The sequence below is a fragment of the Bradyrhizobium sp. CCBAU 11357 genome (genome assembly GCF_028128865.1).
Lineage (GTDB): Bacteria > Pseudomonadota > Alphaproteobacteria > Rhizobiales > Xanthobacteraceae > Bradyrhizobium.
The window spans coordinates 174414-191383 of the sequence record NZ_LBJW01000110.1 but is presented as its reverse complement, the minus strand read 5'-3'; the positions used below and the strand labels follow the sequence as shown (position 1 = coordinate 191383).

13 protein-coding genes and 1 tRNA gene are annotated in these 16970 nt (G+C 65.0%); 12 read left to right on the top strand and 2 right to left on the bottom strand.

All coding sequences use genetic code 11. The features are described from left to right. Positions 1-123: 123 nt before the first annotated feature. The 10 genes from glmM to XI05_RS31010 all read left to right on the top strand — a co-directional run bounded on the left by glmM (position 124) and on the right by XI05_RS31010 (position 11135). Positions 124-1467 carry a phosphoglucosamine mutase gene (gene glmM, locus XI05_RS31055; RefSeq protein WP_271508970.1) on the top strand — a complete coding sequence of 448 codons (1344 nt, stop codon included), beginning with the start codon at positions 124-126 and terminating at the stop codon, positions 1465-1467. Between the two features lie 251 nt (positions 1468-1718). Further along, on the top strand, positions 1719-2969 hold the full coding sequence (locus tag XI05_RS31050; protein ID WP_271508968.1) for an MFS transporter: 1251 nt from the start codon (positions 1719-1721) through the stop codon (positions 2967-2969). Between the two features lie 238 nt (positions 2970-3207). Further along, positions 3208-4041, top strand: coding sequence for an outer membrane protein (locus tag XI05_RS31045; RefSeq protein ID WP_172788712.1), 834 nt, complete (start codon positions 3208-3210; stop codon positions 4039-4041). A gap of 167 nt (positions 4042-4208) precedes the next feature. Further along, positions 4209-5096 (top strand): outer membrane protein, encoded by an 888-nt coding sequence (locus XI05_RS31040; protein WP_271508965.1) that lies wholly within the window; start codon positions 4209-4211, stop codon positions 5094-5096. 71 nt (positions 5097-5167) lie between these two features. Then, entirely contained in the window at positions 5168-5758 is a 591-nt protein-coding gene (locus XI05_RS31035; RefSeq protein WP_271508962.1) for a glutathione S-transferase family protein, read from the top strand. 17 nt (positions 5759-5775) lie between these two features. Beyond that, positions 5776-6240, top strand: a complete 465-nt coding sequence (locus XI05_RS31030) for a GNAT family N-acetyltransferase (protein WP_271508956.1) — start codon at positions 5776-5778, stop codon at positions 6238-6240. Between the two features lie 157 nt (positions 6241-6397). Further along, positions 6398-6604 carry a hypothetical protein gene (locus tag XI05_RS31025; protein WP_271508953.1) on the top strand — a complete coding sequence of 69 codons (207 nt, stop codon included), beginning with the start codon at positions 6398-6400 and terminating at the stop codon, positions 6602-6604. A gap of 79 nt (positions 6605-6683) precedes the next feature. Beyond that, positions 6684-7856 (top strand): phosphoserine transaminase, encoded by a 1173-nt coding sequence (locus XI05_RS31020; protein WP_271508950.1) that lies wholly within the window; start codon positions 6684-6686, stop codon positions 7854-7856. Between the two features lie 169 nt (positions 7857-8025). Beyond that, entirely contained in the window at positions 8026-9615 is a 1590-nt protein-coding gene (serA, locus tag XI05_RS31015) for a phosphoglycerate dehydrogenase (RefSeq protein WP_260380948.1), read from the top strand. 347 nt (positions 9616-9962) lie between these two features. Continuing rightward, positions 9963-11135, top strand: a complete 1173-nt coding sequence (locus tag XI05_RS31010; protein ID WP_172788976.1) for a thiolase family protein — start codon at positions 9963-9965, stop codon at positions 11133-11135. 137 nt (positions 11136-11272) lie between these two features. On the opposite strand, the gene XI05_RS31005 is transcribed toward XI05_RS31010, so the two are convergent. Beyond that, the gene (locus XI05_RS31005; RefSeq protein WP_271508945.1) at positions 11273-14635 is read right to left on the bottom strand and encodes a PAS domain S-box protein; all 3363 of its coding nucleotides are present in this window, start codon (positions 14633-14635) and stop codon (positions 11273-11275) included. Between the two features lie 656 nt (positions 14636-15291). On the opposite strand from XI05_RS31005, the gene XI05_RS31000 reads away from it, so the two are divergent. Next, positions 15292-15726 carry a phasin gene (locus XI05_RS31000; RefSeq protein WP_271508943.1) on the top strand — a complete coding sequence of 145 codons (435 nt, stop codon included), beginning with the start codon at positions 15292-15294 and terminating at the stop codon, positions 15724-15726. 279 nt (positions 15727-16005) lie between these two features. Then, positions 16006-16082, top strand: a tRNA-His gene (locus XI05_RS30995). 30 nt (positions 16083-16112) lie between these two features. On the opposite strand, the gene XI05_RS30990 is transcribed toward XI05_RS30995, so the two are convergent. Then, on the bottom strand, positions 16113-16715 hold the full coding sequence (locus tag XI05_RS30990) for a hypothetical protein (protein WP_271508941.1): 603 nt from the start codon (positions 16713-16715) through the stop codon (positions 16113-16115). Positions 16716-16970: the final 255 nt, after the last annotated feature.

Below are 16970 nucleotides of genomic sequence, written 5' to 3'. Positions count from 1 at the left end.
TATTTTTTGAAGCCAAGTTAGCCGCGATAGCTTTATAAGACCTCGGCAAATCAGGGATGCGGGTCCCGTTGGGGCAGCCCGTGGTTGTAGAGGGGACTCCCTGGTTGTTGCTTGGGGGACGATATGAGCCGCAAATATTTCGGGACGGACGGGATTAGGGGCCGCGCCAACGGACTGATCACGCCGGAGCTCGCGCTCAAGGTCGGCCAGGCCGCGGGCCTCGCGTTTCAGCGCGGCGACCACCGCCACCGGGTCGTGATCGGCAAGGACACCCGCCTGTCCGGCTACATGATCGAATATGCCATGGTCGCGGGCTTCACCTCGGTCGGCATGGACGTGCTGCTGGTCGGCCCGATGCCGACGCCGGCGGTCGCGATGCTGACCAAGTCGATGCGCGCCGATCTCGGCGTCATGATCTCCGCCTCGCACAATCTGTTCGAGGACAACGGCATCAAGCTGTTCGGCCCGCAGGGCTTCAAGCTCTCCGACGATGTCGAGCGGCAGATCGAGCAGCTGCTCGACGAAACCCTCGACAAGAGGCTCGCGCAGAGCGCGAGCTTGGGCCGCGCCCGCCGTATCGACGGCGTGCATGACCGCTACATCGAGTTCGCCAAGCGCACGCTACCGCGCGACCTTTCGCTCGAGGGCCTGCGCGTCGTGATCGATTGCGCCAATGGCGCCGCCTACAAGGTGGTGCCCGAAGCGCTGTGGGAATTGGGCGCCGACGTGGTGCCGATCGGCGTCGAGCCCGACGGCTTCAACATCAACAAGGATTGCGGTTCGACCTCGCCGGAGGCGCTGTCGAAGAAGGTGCGCGAGATGCGCGCCGACATCGGCATCGCGCTGGACGGCGACGCCGATCGCGTCATCCTGGTCGACGAGCGCGGCCATGTCGTCGACGGCGACCAGCTGCTCGCGGTGATCGCGCAGAGCTGGAAGGAGGACGGACGCCTCTCGCGTCCCGGCATCGTCGCCACGGTGATGTCCAACCTCGGCCTCGAGCGCTTCCTCAAAGGGCAGGGGCTCGAGCTGGTGCGCACGCCGGTCGGCGACCGCTACGTGCTCGAGCAGATGCTGAACGGCGGCTACAATCTCGGCGGCGAGCAGTCCGGTCACATCATCCTGTCCGACTACGCCACGACGGGCGACGGTTTCGTCGCCGCATTGCAGGTGCTCGCCGTGGTGCAGAAGCTGCGCCGTCCGGTGTCGGAAGTCTGCCACCGCTTCGATCCGCTGCCGCAGATCCTCAAGAATGTCCGCCACAAGGGCGGCAAGCCGCTCGACGATTCGGACGTCAAATCGGCGATCTCCGACGGCGAGAAGCGCCTCAACGGCCACGGCCGTCTCTTGATCCGCTCCTCCGGCACCGAGCCCGTGATCCGCGTCATGGGCGAAGGCGAGGACCGTCACCTCGTCGAGGACGTCGTCGACACCATCGTTTCGGCGCTGGGGCAGGCGGCGGCGTAAGGTCTCTCTTACCCTCCAGGAGAGGTGAGCGACGAGCATCGTAGGGTGGGCAAAGCGAAGCGTGCCCACGCTTCTGGTATCGGAAAGATGGTGGGCACGGCGCAAGGGCGCCTTTGCCCACCCTACGATACCGGACTCGCGGAGAGGGTAAGAGGCGCATCCCAGCCATTTGCGATTGACGGTGGTTTCACCGCGGCTTGCATCGTAATGAGCGGATGCTGCGGTTCGCCGCGCCTGCCGGGATTGCCGTCTTGAACAAGCCTGTCGTCGTCTCAGAGGAAACGCTGACCGAGCCCGTCGTCGTCGCCGACGTGGCGCCGGCTGCCGCCAAGGCGGCGGGGCCGGCTTACATCGTGCTCGCCGGCATCAGCGTCTCGCACTTCCTCAACGACACCATGCAGTCGCTGATCGCCTCGGTGTATCCGATCCTGAAGGACACCTACGCGCTCGACTTCGCGCAGATCGGCATGATCACGCTGGCGTTCCAGTTCACGGCCTCCCTGCTGCAGCCGGTGGTCGGGCACTACACCGACAAGAAGGCGCAGCCCTATTCGCTGGCGGTCGGCATGGCCTCGACCTTCTTCGGCCTGCTGCTGCTCAGCGTCGCGCACCAATATCTCGTCATTCTCGTTGCCGCCGCGCTGGTCGGCCTCGGCTCGGCGGTGTTTCACCCGGAATCGGCGCGCATCGCGCGGCTCGCTTCCGGCGGCCGCTATGGTTTTGCGCAATCGGTGTTTCAGCTCGGCGGCAGTTTCGGTACCTCGATGGGGCCGGTGCTCGCTGCGTTGATCGTGGTGCCGTTCGGGCAGGGCAGCATCGCCTGGTTCTCATCGATCGCGTTTCTCGCGATCCTCATTCTCTGGCGCATCGGGCGCTGGTACGCGCCGCAGATCACGACGAAGCAGGCGGCGCCCGTCCACACCCTTCCGGGCGCGCCGAGCTCGCGCCGCGTCGCGCTCGCGCTTCTCGTGCTGGTCGCCCTGTTGTTCTCCAAGCAGCTCTACGTCTCGAGCCTGTCGAGCTATTACATTTTCTACCTGATCGACCGTTTCGGCGTGTCGACGCAGGCCGCCCAGCTCTATCTTTTCGTCTTCCTCGCGGCGAACGCCGTGGGTGCGTTTCTCGGCGGTCCCCTGGGCGACCGCTTCGGCCGCAGGATCGTGATCTGGATCTCGATCCTCGGCGCGCTGCCGTTCACCCTGGCGCTGCCCTATGCCGGGCTCGCTGCTAGCGCCGTGCTCAGCGTCGCGATCGGCCTGATCATCTCCTCGACGACGTCGTCGATCATCGTGTTCGCGCAGGAGCTGGTGCCGCATCGCTTCGGCATGATCTCCGGCGTGTTCTTCGGCGTCGCCTTCGGCATCGGGGGCCTGGGCGCGGCCGTGCTCGGCAAGCTCGCCGACCACACTTCGATCGAGTTCGTCTACCAGGTCTGCGCCTGGCTGCCGGCGATCGGGCTGCTCGCGGTATTCCTGCCCAAGCTGCCGCGGCACGTGCGTTAACGCATCCTCTCTTGCTGCGTTGCGGCTTCACACATCGTTAGGGAATGCGGCGCCGATGTCGCATTTTGCGCGGCAATTTTGCAACGCTCGCGCGGCGCGCGCGTGTAGGGTCAGAAAAAATCAACCTTAAAAATTAGGGTTAAGTGGCGCTTAAACATTTGCTGGCATCGTCCTCCCCGTGAGTTTCCAGAACGTGAGGCGCCCGTATTTTGCCTCACCGGCCATAAGGACGAAGCCAATGCGTAGCGTTAAGTCTCTCCTTGCCGCGGGTGCGGCGACCCTGATCTCGTCGATGGCGTTCGCCGCCGACATGCCGATCGCCGCCCCCCCTCCCATGTACGCGCCGCCGGCTCCGCCCGCCGACTTCGGCGGCTGGTATCTGCGCGGCGACATCGGCATGACCAACCAGAGCGCCAAGCGCATCGAGAGCACCCTGCCGGCAGGGTTCACGAAGACGACCGAGGGCCTCGGCTTCGACTCGTCCCCGCTGTTCGATCTCGGCGTCGGCTATCGCTTCAATAACTGGTTCCGCGCCGACGTGATCGGCCAGTACCGGGGCAAAGCCAATCTGCACGGCAGCGATAACGTCGTTGGGCCCGGCTTCGTGGGCGTCAACAACTACACCGGCAGCAAGTCCGAGTGGGTCGTGATGGCCAACGCCTATGTCGATCTCGGCACCTGGTGGTGCGTCACGCCGTTCATCGGCGCGGGCGTCGGCGGCTCCTACAACAAGATCAGCGGCTTCCGTGACGACGGTGTGTCCTTCAACCCGCTGCTGAGCAACAGCGTCGCCTACTTCGCCGATAACGGAAAGTGGAACTTCGCCTGGGCCGCTCACGCCGGTCTCGCCTACAAGGTCAATCCCGGGTTCACCGTCGAACTGGCCTACAGCTACATGAACCTCGGCGACGCGGCGCCGGGCAACTTCCGCTTGTTCGACAACAGCGCCTCTGGCCCGACCTCGATCAAGATCAAGGAGCTCACCTCGCACGACGTCAAGCTCGGCGTGCGCTGGGATCTCAACAGCCCGCCGGCCTACGTGCCGCCGCCGCCGCTGGTCACCAAGGGCTGACCGGCAAGCTCATCGCTTAAGACTTCTTAACGGCGCGGGATCATCCCGCGCCGTTTTGCTTTGCGTATTTTTCATGGCGAGCAGCGATGCAGGAGCCTGACGCAACCATTGGTTAAGGTTAACAGGCGATGATCATCGCGACAGTTCGAGTCCGATGGAGCGTGGTGATGCGTAGGCTGGTGTTGGCAGCGGCGATGTTGGGGACGGTCTCTGCCGTGCAGGCGGCCGACATGCCTGACCTGCCGATCCTGCGCGGCGGCTTTACCGACGGTCTGTCGAAGTCCTCCGTCAATTGGGACGGCTTCTATGTCGGAGGCCATGCCGGCTATACCGCAAACGCGACCGATTTCAGCCAGAGCGTGGTCGGGCTCACCAACTACATCTTCCGCGACAGCGTGCTCCAGGGGCCGACTTCGACGTGGTCGCTGCTGAACAAGACCAACACTCAAAGCACTAATTTCGGCGGCTTCGTCGGCCGCAACTGGCAATGGTATGATGCCGTTCTCAGTCTTGAGGGCACCTACAGTCACTTCAACAACATGGCGACTTCGACGTCGGGAAGCAACTCGCTCGTCATCGTCAATCCTCCTGGTGAGGTGCGGGCCCCCGGCATCACCAACAACTATGCCGTGACACTGACGGGTGCCGCGGCGGCACAGGTCAAGGACATGGTGACGCTCCGCGGCCGCGTGGGTTGGGACGGCGGCAGCTTCATGCCCTATGCCTTCATGGGCGCTGCCGTCGGCCGAATGGACGTCTCACGCACCGTAACCAGCAGCGTGTCGCTGCGACAGGACACGACGACGACGGATCTCTTCGGCAACACGACGACGACACTTGGCGCCTGGACCCCCGTTCCCGCGCAGTCGGGCACGCAAGGTCAGCACAGGACCAACACTTACGCAGTGGGTTGGACCGCGGGCCTCGGCCTCGAATACTGCGTTTGGGACGGCTTGTTCGCCCGCATCGAATATGAATATGTGAGATTCTCTCCCGTGATGAACACGCAGGTGACGCTGAACAACGCCCGCCTCGGCCTCGGCTACAAGTTCTAAACCGTCCGCTCCCTGTTGACAGCTTCGCTTCGTCCTGATGCTCTGTCGCCCGAGAAAACGGGGCGGCGGTGATGAAGATCTACGGCGACAGCAATTCCGGCAACTGCCTGAAGGTGAAGTGGGTCTGCGACAAGCTCGCATTGCCCTACCAGTGGATCGAGATCGACACCCGCAAGGGCGAGACGCGCACGCCGCAATTCCTGAAGATGAACGGCGCCGGCCAGGTGCCGACCGTCGCATTCGACGACGGCCGCACGCTGGCGCAGTCCAACGCCATCATCCGCTATCTCGCCCGCGACAGCGTGCTCGTGCCGCGCGACGCCTTCACGGCGGCCAAGATGGACGAATGGCTGTTCTGGGAGCAGTACAGCCACGAGCCCTACATCGCGGTGTGCCGCTTCCTCATGGTCTATCTCGGCAAGGACGCCTCCGAGCTCGATCCTGAAAAGGTCAAGCGCGGCTATGCGGCGCTCGATCGCATGGAGCAACATCTCTCATCCAGCCGCTTCTTCGCCGGTGACGAGGTGTCGCTCGCCGACGTGTCGCTGCTCGCCTATACCCGCCTCGCGCATGAAGGCGCCTTCGACCTCGGCCGCTATGCGTCCGTCCGCCGCTGGATCGGCGAAGTCGAAGCGTTTCTCGGCCTACCGCCGGCGCGTTGAATCCGGAGCTGTCCGACATGAGTGCCGAAACGGTCTCCATCCGTCCCGCGCGCCGCGAGGACGTCGCCGCGATCGTTGCGATGCTCGCCGACGATCATCTCGGCCGCGCGCGCGAGCGCGTGGAGGATCCGTTGCCCGCCGTCTACTACGACGCATTCGCGCGGGTCGAGCGCGATCCGAATCTCACGTTGGTGGTTGCCGAGAGCGAGGGCAGGGTGGTCGGCTGCCTGCAGCTGGCGATCCTGCCGGGCATCAGCTCGCAGGGCGGCATTCGTGGCCTGCTCGAGGACGTTCGCGTTGCCGCTGATTGTCGCAGCCGCGGCATCGGCGAGCGATTGGTGCAATGGGCCGTGACGGAAGCAAAGGCGCGCGGCTGCAATCTGGTCGAGCTGCTGACGCATCAGACGCGTGTCGATGCGCAGCGCTTCTACAAACGGCTCGGCTTCACGGCGAGCCACGTCGGCATGACTGTTCGCTTTTGAGGCAGCGCACCGCGAGCACTGCGCACCCAGCGAAATCGGGCTTCGCGTTCGTTCGTGTTAAGAGCCGGTAAACTACCGCTCCGTCGTTCACGTTGATGAAGGAACGAACGGTGCTACGCAGCGTCAGGCACCGAGCTCGGTCGGTTCGGGGATTTCGATGACAAGCTATTCCATCATCAAGGTCGGCAACGATTACGTCGTGCAGGCCAATGACAAATGCATTTTGAAGGTCGGCAGCCGCCGCAAGGCCGCGCAATTGATCAGCGATGCCACGGACTTGCTGAACGCGCTCGCCGTTGTCCAGTCCCCTGATATTGCACCGGAAGCGCCATCATTGGGGCGTGGGGCCCCGGAACTTCCTTGACGGGCCTTCCCGATTCCCGTATCAGCCGCGGCGGGACACCTCCCCCCAACGGGAGGCTTACTATCTGGAAGGGTAGATTATGACTGTAGCGAAGCCCGCTTCGCGGCCGAATGTGCCGCATTTCTCCTCCGGCCCCTGCGCCAAGCGCCCCGGCTGGAACGCCCAAAATCTCAAGGACGCAGCCCTCGGCCGCTCGCATCGCGCGAAGATCGGCAAGACCAAGCTCAAGCTCGCCATCGACCTCACCCGCGAAGTGCTCGAGGTCCCCGCCGATTACCGCATCGGCATCGTGCCGGCTTCCGATACCGGCGCGGTCGAGATGGCGCTGTGGTCGCTGCTCGGCGCACGGCCCGTCACCACGCTCGCCTGGGAATCCTTCGGCGAGGGCTGGGTCAGCGATATCGTCAAGGAATTGAAGCTCAAGGACGTCACCAAGCTCAATGCGGCTTACGGTGAGATCCCGGATCTGTCGAAGGTCGATCCCAAGAGCGACGTCGTCTTCACCTGGAACGGCACCACCTCGGGTGTGCGCGTGCCTGATGCCAACTGGATCAGCGCGAGCCGCGAAGGCCTGACCATCTGCGACGCGACCTCCGCCGCATTTGCACAGCCGCTCGACTGGGCCAAGCTCGACGTCGTCACCTTCTCCTGGCAGAAGGCGCTCGGCGGCGAGGCCGCGCACGGCATGCTGATCCTGTCGCCCCGTGCGGTGGAGCGGCTCGAGACCTACAAGCCGGCCTGGCCGCTGCCGAAGATCTTCCGCATGACCAAGGGCGGCAAGCTCAATGAAGGCATCTTCGTCGGCGAGACCATCAACACGCCGTCGATGCTCTGCGTCGAGGATTATCTCGATGCGCTGAACTGGGCCAAGTCGATCGGCGGCCTCAAGGCGCTGATCGCGCGCGCCGACGCCAACACCAAGGTGCTCGCCGACTGGAAGGCGAAGACGCCCTGGATCGACTTCCTCGCCAAGGACGCCTCGATCCGCTCCAACACCTCGGTGTGCCTGAAGTTCACCGATCCCGCGATCACCTCGCTCTCCGAGGACGCGCAGGCGGAGTTCAGCAAGAAGCTGGTGGCCCTCGTCGAGAAGGAAGGCGCGGGCTACGACTTCGCTTATTACCGCGACGCGCCCGCGGGCCTGCGCATCTGGTGCGGCGCCACGGTGGAAGCAAAGGACGTCGAGCTGCTGACGCAGTGGATCGACTGGGCTTTCGCCGAAACCAAGGCCACGCTCGCCAAGGCAGCGTAAGTTCTTATCCTCCCCTGGAGGGGGAGGGTCGACGCACCGTCAGGTGCGGCGGGTGGGGTGATCTCTCCACACGGCGCACCGGCGATTTTCTTTGTTGCAGCTTCACCCCACCCCGGCGCTTCGCGCCGACCCTCCCCCTCCAGGGGAGGGTGTGAAGGAAGACATCCTCATGACCAAACCCAAAGTTCTCATTTCCGACGCCCTCTCGCCCGCAGCCGTGCAGATCTTCAAAGACCGCGGCGTCGAGGTCGACTTCCAGCCCAACCTCGGCAAGGACAAGGACAAGCTCGCCGAGATCATCGGCAATTACGACGGGCTTGCGATCCGCTCCGCGACCAAGGCGACCGCCAAGATCCTCGAGAAGGCGACGAAGCTGAAGGTGATCGGCCGCGCCGGCATCGGCGTCGACAATGTCGAGATCCCGGCCGCCACGGCCAAGGGCATCATCGTGATGAACACGCCGTTCGGCAATTCGATCACGACCGCCGAGCACGCCATCACGCTGATGCTGGCGCTGGCCCGCGAGATCCCGCAGGCGGACGCGTCGACGCAGGCCGGCAAGTGGGAGAAGAACCGCTTCATGGGCGTCGAGATCACCGGCAAGGTGCTGGGCGTCGTCGGCTGCGGCAATATCGGCTCGATCGTCGCCGACCGCGCGCTTGGCCTGCGCATGAAGGTGATCGCGTTCGACCCGTTCCTGTCGCCTGAGCGCGCCAAGGACATCGGGGTCGAGAAGGTCGAGCTCGACGATCTGCTCAAGCGCGCCGACTTCATCACGCTGCACACGCCGCTGACCGAGAAGACCAGGAACATCATCGATGCGACGGCGATCGCCAAGATGAAGAAGGGCGTGCGCCTGATCAACTGCGCCCGCGGCGGCCTCGTCGACGAGCAGGCGGTGGTCGAAGCGCTCAACGCCAAGCACATTGCGGGCGCCGCCTTCGACGTCTTCGTCGAGGAGCCCGCGACCAAGAACGTGCTGTTCGGCCATCCCAACGTGATCTGCACGCCGCATCTCGGCGCCTCCACCACGGAAGCGCAGGAGAACGTCGCGCTGCAGGTCGCCGAGCAGATGTCGGATTACCTGCTCACCGGCGCGATCTCGAACGCGGTCAACTTCCCCTCGATCACGGCGGAAGAAGCCCCGAAGCTGAAACCGTTCATCGCACTCGCCGAGAAGCTCGGCTCGTTCGCCGGCCAGCTCACCGAGAGCGGCATCCTCAAGGTCGAGATCACCTATGAGGGCCACGTCGCCGAGATGAAGATCAAGGCGATCACCTCGGCCGTGCTGTCGGGCCTGCTGCGCCCGATGCTTGGCGAGGTCAACGTCGTGTCCGCGCCGGTCGTCGCCAAGGAGCGCGGCATGGTGGTGGACGAGATCGTCCGCGCCGCCCAGAGCGACTATGAGAGCCTGATCACCGTCACCGTCGCGACCGAACGCCAGGAGCGCTCGGTCTCCGGTACCGTCTATCACGACGGCAAGCCGCGCCTCGTCGACGTCAAGGGCATCCGGGTCGATGCCGAGTTCGGCAAGTCGATGATCTACGTCACCAACGAGGACAAGCCCGGCTTCATCGGCAAGTTCGCGGGGCTTCTGGGCGACGCCAAGATCAACATCGCGACCTTCCATCTCGGCCGCGTCGCCCCCGGCAGCGATGCCATCGCGCTGGTCGAGGTCGACGGGGTGGTACCGGCCGACGTGCTCGCCAAGGTGCAGGCCCTGCCGCAGGTCAAGCAGGCCAAGGCGCTGACGTTCTGATCTTCACCTCTCCCGAAGGGAGAGGTCGGATCGCATCGCGAGATGCGATCCGGGTAAGGGGTTAGGCTCTCACCGGTTGCTGCGGCCCCTCACCCGGATTGCTCAGGCGCGCAATTGCGCGCCAAAGCAATCCGACCTCTCCCCGCCGGGGAGAGGTGATACAGCGAGCCGACGGAGTCGATTTCCTTCGCCCTCTACAGACATATTCCGACCCGCGGAACAACGCCGCTTCCTTCACCGGGGGGCGGCGTTTTATTTTCCCGCGACCTCCTGACTTTGTGTACCAATGGCGCCAGAACGCCTCGTACCTACGCTCCGTTCAAAATCGTTCGACAAGGGAGAAAACAATGCGTGAAGCCGTCATCGTTTCCTATGCGCGCACGGGCCTGGCGAAATCCGGCCGCGGCGGGTTCAACATCACGCCGCCGATGTCGCTCGCGGCCCACGCCATTCACCACGCGGTGGACCGCGCCGGCGTCGAGAAGGACTATGTCGAGGACTGCTATCTCGGCAATTGCGCCCATGGCGCGCCGAACATCGGCCGCCAGGCCGCGCTGCTCGCCGGCCTGCCGAAGACCACCGCCGGCGTGTCGGTGAACCGCTTCTGCTCCTCGGGCCTGCAGACCATCGCGATGGCCGCGAACTCGATCCGCTCCGACGGCGCCGATTGCATCGTCGCCGGCGGCGTCGAGAGCATCTCGATCCCGGGCGGCGGCTCGCCGAAGGAATCGATCGACCCGGAGCTGCTCAAGGTCGCCCCCGACATTTTCATGGCGATGATCGACACCGCCGACATCGTTGCCGAGCGCTACAAGCTCAGCCGTGAATATCAGGACGAGTTCTCGCTGGAATCGCAGCGCCGCATGGCTGCGGCGCAGCAGGCGAACAAGTTCAAGGACGAGATCGTCCCGATGAAGACCAAGATGAAGGTCGTCGACAAGCAGACCAAGGCGGAGTCGATCGTCGATTACGTCGTCGATCGCGACGAATGCAATCGCCCCGACACCACGATGGAAGGATTGGCAAAGCTCGAGCCGGTGAAGGGCCCCGGCAAGTTCGTCACCGCCGGCAACGCCAGCCAGCTCTCCGACGGCGCCGCCGCCGTGGTGCTGATGGAGGCCAAGGACGCCGAGAAGCGCGGCCTCAAGCCGCTCGGCCGCTTCGTCGCCTGGGCCACCGCCGGCTGCGAGCCGGACGAGATGGGCATCGGCCCGGTGTTCGCGATTCCGAAGCTCCTGAAGCGCACCGGCCTCAAGATCGACGACATCGATCTGTGGGAGCTCAACGAGGCCTTTGCCAGCCAGTGCCTGTATTGCCGCGACCAGCTCGGCATCGATCCCGCCAAGTACAACGTCAACGGCGGCTCGATCGCGATCGGCCATCCCTTCGGCATGACCGGCGCCCGTCTCACCGGCCATCTGCTGCAGGAAGGCGCCCGCCGCAAGGCCAAGTGGGGCGTGGTGACGATGTGCATCGGCGGCGGCCAGGGCGGCGCCGGCCTGTTCGAGATCTACAGCTGATCCGAATCATCGCCTGAATTGCGAAGGGCACGGCGCAAGCCGTGCCCTTCGTCATTGCGAGCGCAGCGAAGCAATCCAGAGTCTTTCCGCGGCGGCAGCCTGGATTGCTTCGCTCCGCTCGCAATGACGGCGGAGCCCTACGCCCCCGCCAGCGCTGGCGCGAGCACCACCTCGATCAGCGTGCCATGGCCGGCGCTCTTGATGTTGAACCGCGCGCGGTTGGCTTCGACCAGCGCTTTGGTCAGCGACAGGCTCAGTGCCGAGCTGTCGGCGGCGTCGCCCGGCGGCGGGGTGCGGAACGGCTCCATGGCGGCGGCGACCTCGCGCTCGGAAAGGCCATGGCCGGTGTCGCGGATGCGCAGCGCGATCTCGCCGCGGTCGGTCAGCGCGGTCGAGACGATGACCTGGCCGCCGGCGCTGGCAAGCCGGATCGAGTTCGAGATCAGGTTCATGGTGATCTGCCGCATCGCGCGCGCATCGACGCTCACCTGCGGCAGCGCATGGGCGAGCGAGGTGCGGATGATGATGCGCTCGCGATTGGCCTGCGGCTGCATCACCGTCACGCAGGCTTCGACCAGGTCGTTGAGGTTCAGATTCGAAAAATTCAGATCCAGCTTGCCGGTCTCGATCCGCGACAGCTCCAGCAAATCGTCGATGATGGCGATGACGCGCTCGCCGGAGGCGCGGATGTCCTTCATGTATTCGCCGTAGCGCTCGTTGCCGAGTGCGCCGAAGCGCTCGGAGATCATCACCTCGGCAAAGCCGATGATGGCGTTGAGCGGCGTGCGGATCTCGTGGCTGATCCGCGCCAGCATGTCGGCCTTGGCATTCGCCGCACCGTCGACGAGGCGGCGGGCCTGGGTCAATTCGCTCTCGCCCTTCTTGGCGTGCGAGAGATCGCGGAACACGGCGAAGAAGTTCGGCCCTTCGGGGCGCGTGCGGCCCATGATCATCGCGAGCGGAATGACGCCGCCCTTCTTCTCGCGGCCCAGCACCTCGCGGCCGTGATCGAGCAGGCTGGAGATGTCCTGGCTCTTCAGGCTTTGCAGATAATCGGCGACGATCTGCTGGCTCTCGGGCGCGAACAGCGTCAGCAGATTCTGCTGCAGCAGCGCCTCGCCGTCATAGCCGAACAGCGCCTCCGCGCTGCGGTTGCAGGCGTGGATGTTGCCTTCGGCATCGAACATCACGATGCCCTCGGCCGTGGTGTCGAGGATGGCGGCGAGATCCTCGGCCTCGGCTTCGCCGGCCGCTGGCTCCGCGTCAGCTGCGTCACCTGCGTCAGCTGCGTCAGATTCTGCTTCCACCACGGTCTCCGCAACGGCAGGCGCGGCGATCGGTGCCGCCTCCGGCAGCGCGCAGATCAGCGCATGCGCGCCGTCGCCGTCCCAGTCGATGGTGTGCAGATGCGCTTCCGTCGTCGGAAGCGGTGCGTCGCCATTCGCAACCGCCGCGCTGATCGTCACAGGCGTGCCGCCTTGCGAGGTGCTGCTGGTCGCCGACACGCCCGGCTCGACATAGAGCGCATCCAGCCCGCCGGCGTGCTCCAGCGCGGTCAGGCTGTCATAGTCCATGCGCGCGAGGAAGGCTGGATTGGCGTAGAGCAGGCGGTCGAGCCGATAGATCAGGATGCCCGTCGGCAACAGGTCGAGCAGCGTGCGGTCGCGTGCGCTCATCCCGCGCGGTGGCATTGCCGGCTCGGTCAGCCACTCGGCTGCAGCCTGCGGCGGCTCCGGCTCGGGCACTGGCGCTTCGGCTGTGATTTCCGCCACCGGCTCGGCCGCGTCGGTGGCGATGCTCTCGCGCTCGCGTTCGAGCCGCTCGGACAATTGCCGCGCGAGCTCGTTGAACGCGCTGTTCTCGACCGGCGTCAGCGTCGGGGACCGCGCATCGCCGTGCGGGCGGAACGGCACGACATTGGGAGGCGTTTCCACGGGCGTGTCCAGTTCGGTTGGGTGTGAAGTCGTCTCGCTTGTGGACTCGGGCAGGTCAGGCTCGGCTTGCGGCTCGGGCTCGGATGGCGCGATCGGCGGCGGCGCCGCCACTGCTTCGCCCTCAACCTCTGTTTCCGCCGCCGCTTCAGGCTCGGCCGCCGCATCGGGCGCGACGGCCTCAGTGGAGCGATCCTGCGCCAGAGGTTCGACGAGCAGCTCGAAGCGCCTGAGCGCCTCGAGCCGGTTGAGCGCATCGAGATCGCGGCAGACGCCAAAGCCGCGGAAGCCGGCGAAGTTGCGGTTGCGGTCGTAGACCGGCAGGCCCGCGAGCTCGACCGGAATGTGCTCGCCGCCGTCGGCCGGCCAGTTCACTGTGATGCCGGCCCAGGTATCCTTGCTGTCGAGCGCCTTGGCCACGCGCCCCTCGGGATCGAGCGAGAATTCCGCGGCGATCTCGCGCCAGGGGCGGCCGAAGCCGGCGGCGGTGTGCGTGCCCATCAGGCGGATGAAGTCATCGGAGCCGAGCACAAAGCGGCCCTCTTCATCCATCTGCCAGAGGAAGCGCAGCGGATGCTGACGCGGTGCGGCCGGCTCTTGCTGGCCCGAAGAGTCATGGCCTGAAGAGTGCTGGCCCGAAGAATGCTGGCCCGAAGTCGGCTCGACCATGCCCGCATTGATCGGCGCGGGCTGCGGCGACACAATGGCTTGCGGCTGGTTTTCAACCGGAGTTTTGGGCGCCTCGGGGACATCAGGCGCGTTCGTCTCGACCGGTGCCTCGGCCGGCTCGGCGAAAGCATCGAACAGCGCGATCGCAGACGGCGCCTCGTCCGGCGGCGCAGGCTGCGCGTGATCCGGCACTGGGTCCGGCCGTGCGACGGGCGTGACCTCCGGCGCGGCATCACGCGCCCCTGTGGTGGCGCCCGGCTCGATCAGCGCGACCAGGCCGACATCGGCGCCGCTGCCGACCCGTTGCAGCACCATCTGGCCGATGCCGATCGGCGTCGCGGCGCGGCCGCTTGCCAGCGCATCGTTGCGCGCCCGGTCGAGACCGGCCTCGAACAGATCGCGAAAGCCGAGCAGGGCGTGGGCGGCCTCGCTCGCGCCGACGAACAAACCGTCCGGCGCGAACGCCGCCATCGGCACCTTGGCGCCGGCGACCAGCCGATGCAGCCGCTCGACCAGCGGCATCGTGCGCAGCGTCGGGTCCATCGCGATGACGAGCACCGCATGGCCGCCATCGGCAAAATCGAGCCGCGCGCAGCCGCAGGTCATCAGAGTGCCGAGCCGGGCGCCGAAGCCGCGCAGCCGCTCGAGCCGCACCGCGCCGTTCGCCGGCAGCTGGCGGGCCAGCCTGACGACCTGGCGGCGATGGCTGTCGGCGGGGCCGAACACCTTGTCCGCGAGGCCGGCGCTGTTGGCCGCGCCGAACAGTTTTGCGCCGACCGGATTGGCCCACAGCACGCGCGCGCCGTCGGTCGACCACAGCCAGGCCGGCAGGGCAGAGGTCGCATGCACGGCCAGCCGCGGATCGCCCACCCCTCGCAACTGGAAATCCGAACGCGTCATCAGGCCGGCTGCATCTCACGCATCAGGTGTGGCGGCTGCCGGGAATGACAGCCTTAAGAAAGGGTTAGTATCGCCCGGAAGGCGCGACCAGGTCCACGGCCCAAAGCCCGCAAGCGCCCCCCAAGCGGCGATAACCTTAATCCCGCCCACCTCGCAAGCCGAGCCGATGTTGCATCCAAGGGATTCGTAGGGTGCGGGCCGGGCCGGCGGGTTAGACGCGCTGAGTGCCCCGACAAAGGTGCGCTCCCTCCCCCGCTTGCGGGGGAGGGTTGGGGAGAGGGTGTCTCGACGACGAAGACTCCCCCAGAAGAAAGAGCCCTCACCCGGATCGCGCCGGACGATGCTTCGCATCGCCGGGGCGATCCGACCTCTCCCGCAAGCGGAATTGAAGAGCCGCCCCACCTGCCCCTCAACCCCCGGTTCCCCAGCCCAGGAACCTCATCCTCCCCGAGATTAAATCGCACCGCACGTCGCTGCCGCGTTGCGATGCACAATGTTGACATGATAGGCAGCCATACTGCTGGCGCTGGGCGAGCCATCTCGAATTGTTTCGCGTTTCCAGTCTTCGTTCCCGCTCAATGCGAGGGCCCATGGTCGGGGCCGGCGGGCGCGCCAGAAGGCTCACTCCATTTTTTCAATTAGCGTGAGGGACCAACATGACAGGTGCGACTGATCCGTTTTCTGCCTCGATCATCCCGTTCGAGGTTCCCGAGCAGATGCGTGCGTTCGCCGAGAAGGGCGCGGCGCAGGCCCGTGAGAACTACGCCAAGTTCAAGGACGCCGCCGAGACCCACAACGGCACCGTCGAGGCCGTGTTCACCTCCGCCTCCAAGGGCGCGAGCGAGTACACCGCCAAGCTGGTCGAGTTCATGAAGGCCAATTCGAGCGCCCAGCTCGACTTCGCCCAGCACCTGTTCGGCGCCAAGTCGCCGACGGAAGCGATGGAGCTGTGGACCGGCCACGCCCGCAAGCAGCTCGAGACCTACCAGGCCCAGGCCAAGGAGCTGGTCGAGCTCACCCAGCGCGTCGCCGCCGAGACCGCCGAGCCCATCAAGGCCAGCGCTTCGAAGTACTATCCGTCCGCCGCCTGAGCGGTCGGATTGGTGTGAGTTGCGAAGCCCGGGCCGAAAGGCCCGGGTTTTTTCTTTTGAATGGGTTCGCTCCGCTCGCGCCCAGCACTCCGTCCACCTCTCCCCGCCGGGTAGAGGTGATCCCGCCCGGCCGATCGACCTGGTTTCCTGGTGTTTAAGAGGGGAAATATCGGGTTTTGCGGCCTTGCCAAACCGGGCCGTTGCACCTAGTTTCCGCCCCGTTCAGCCCCCTCAGGCAACAGGCCTTTTCAGGCAGCCCAAGGCGCGGCTCGCAAGGATGCAGTTGTAGCTCAGTTGGTTAGAGCGCCTGTCTGTGGAACAGGAGGTCGGTGGTTCGAGCCCACCCAACTGTACCAGCGGTGGCAATCATTTTGCCAAGTCTCCATCTATCTCTTCTCTCGCCAAAATAGCTTCTTGAGATCGATGTTCATCCCGAACATGCCCGGCTTGATATTCAAAGCCTCAATTATCCTGCTACGAAAATTCGGTCCGCTAGGAGACTCGCTGACAGCCGGTAACAGAGCCTCGTGAGCTTGCTTCAACCGAAGAATCTCGACGTTGGCGTGACTGTGTGCGGCGCTGCCTTCTAGGGCCTTGTCAGTCTTGGGGGTACCTTCTCCACGGAGGGCTTGATCTGTCGAGTGCGCGCGCTCCATCAGCGCCGCTACGAACTGCCGCAACAGCTTCTCAGTTCCTTCTAACGACGATCGCCTCAGCGCTGGTGGGTAGGTGCCGGTGTCCCGATCCCATCTTTGGAATATCTCGTGGACCTTGCCGCTCATGTATCGCCCCAGAGCCTGCCAATAGATCGACTGGGGCTGGCCCTCAAACCTGAGGCCGCCTATTGCTATTCGACCGCCCCGATAATCAGGAACGTCTACAATCCGCTTTTCGGAGCGAATGTTATGCCACTGGAATAACCAATCACTATCGAAGCGCTGCCGCTCGATTTCCAGCTCGTGTCCGAGGCTCAATTCAAACGGCGTCATCCCCTTTTTCTACCCGATTCGATGGTTCCCGGGCTCTTCTAACCTGTAGTTGCGCGCATCTCATTCAGGGTCGCACTCTTGACCTCCGCGACGAGCCCTCCAATCCGGCCCTGCGGAATTACCTAATATCATCGAAATGGATCACCTATGATAAGCTCGGCGTAGCAAGATTTTAATTCTGGCGATCTCACCGATATTGGCCCGATAGCATGCGGTATTACCTTGGACTTCACCCCACGGGAACGACGGCTCTAT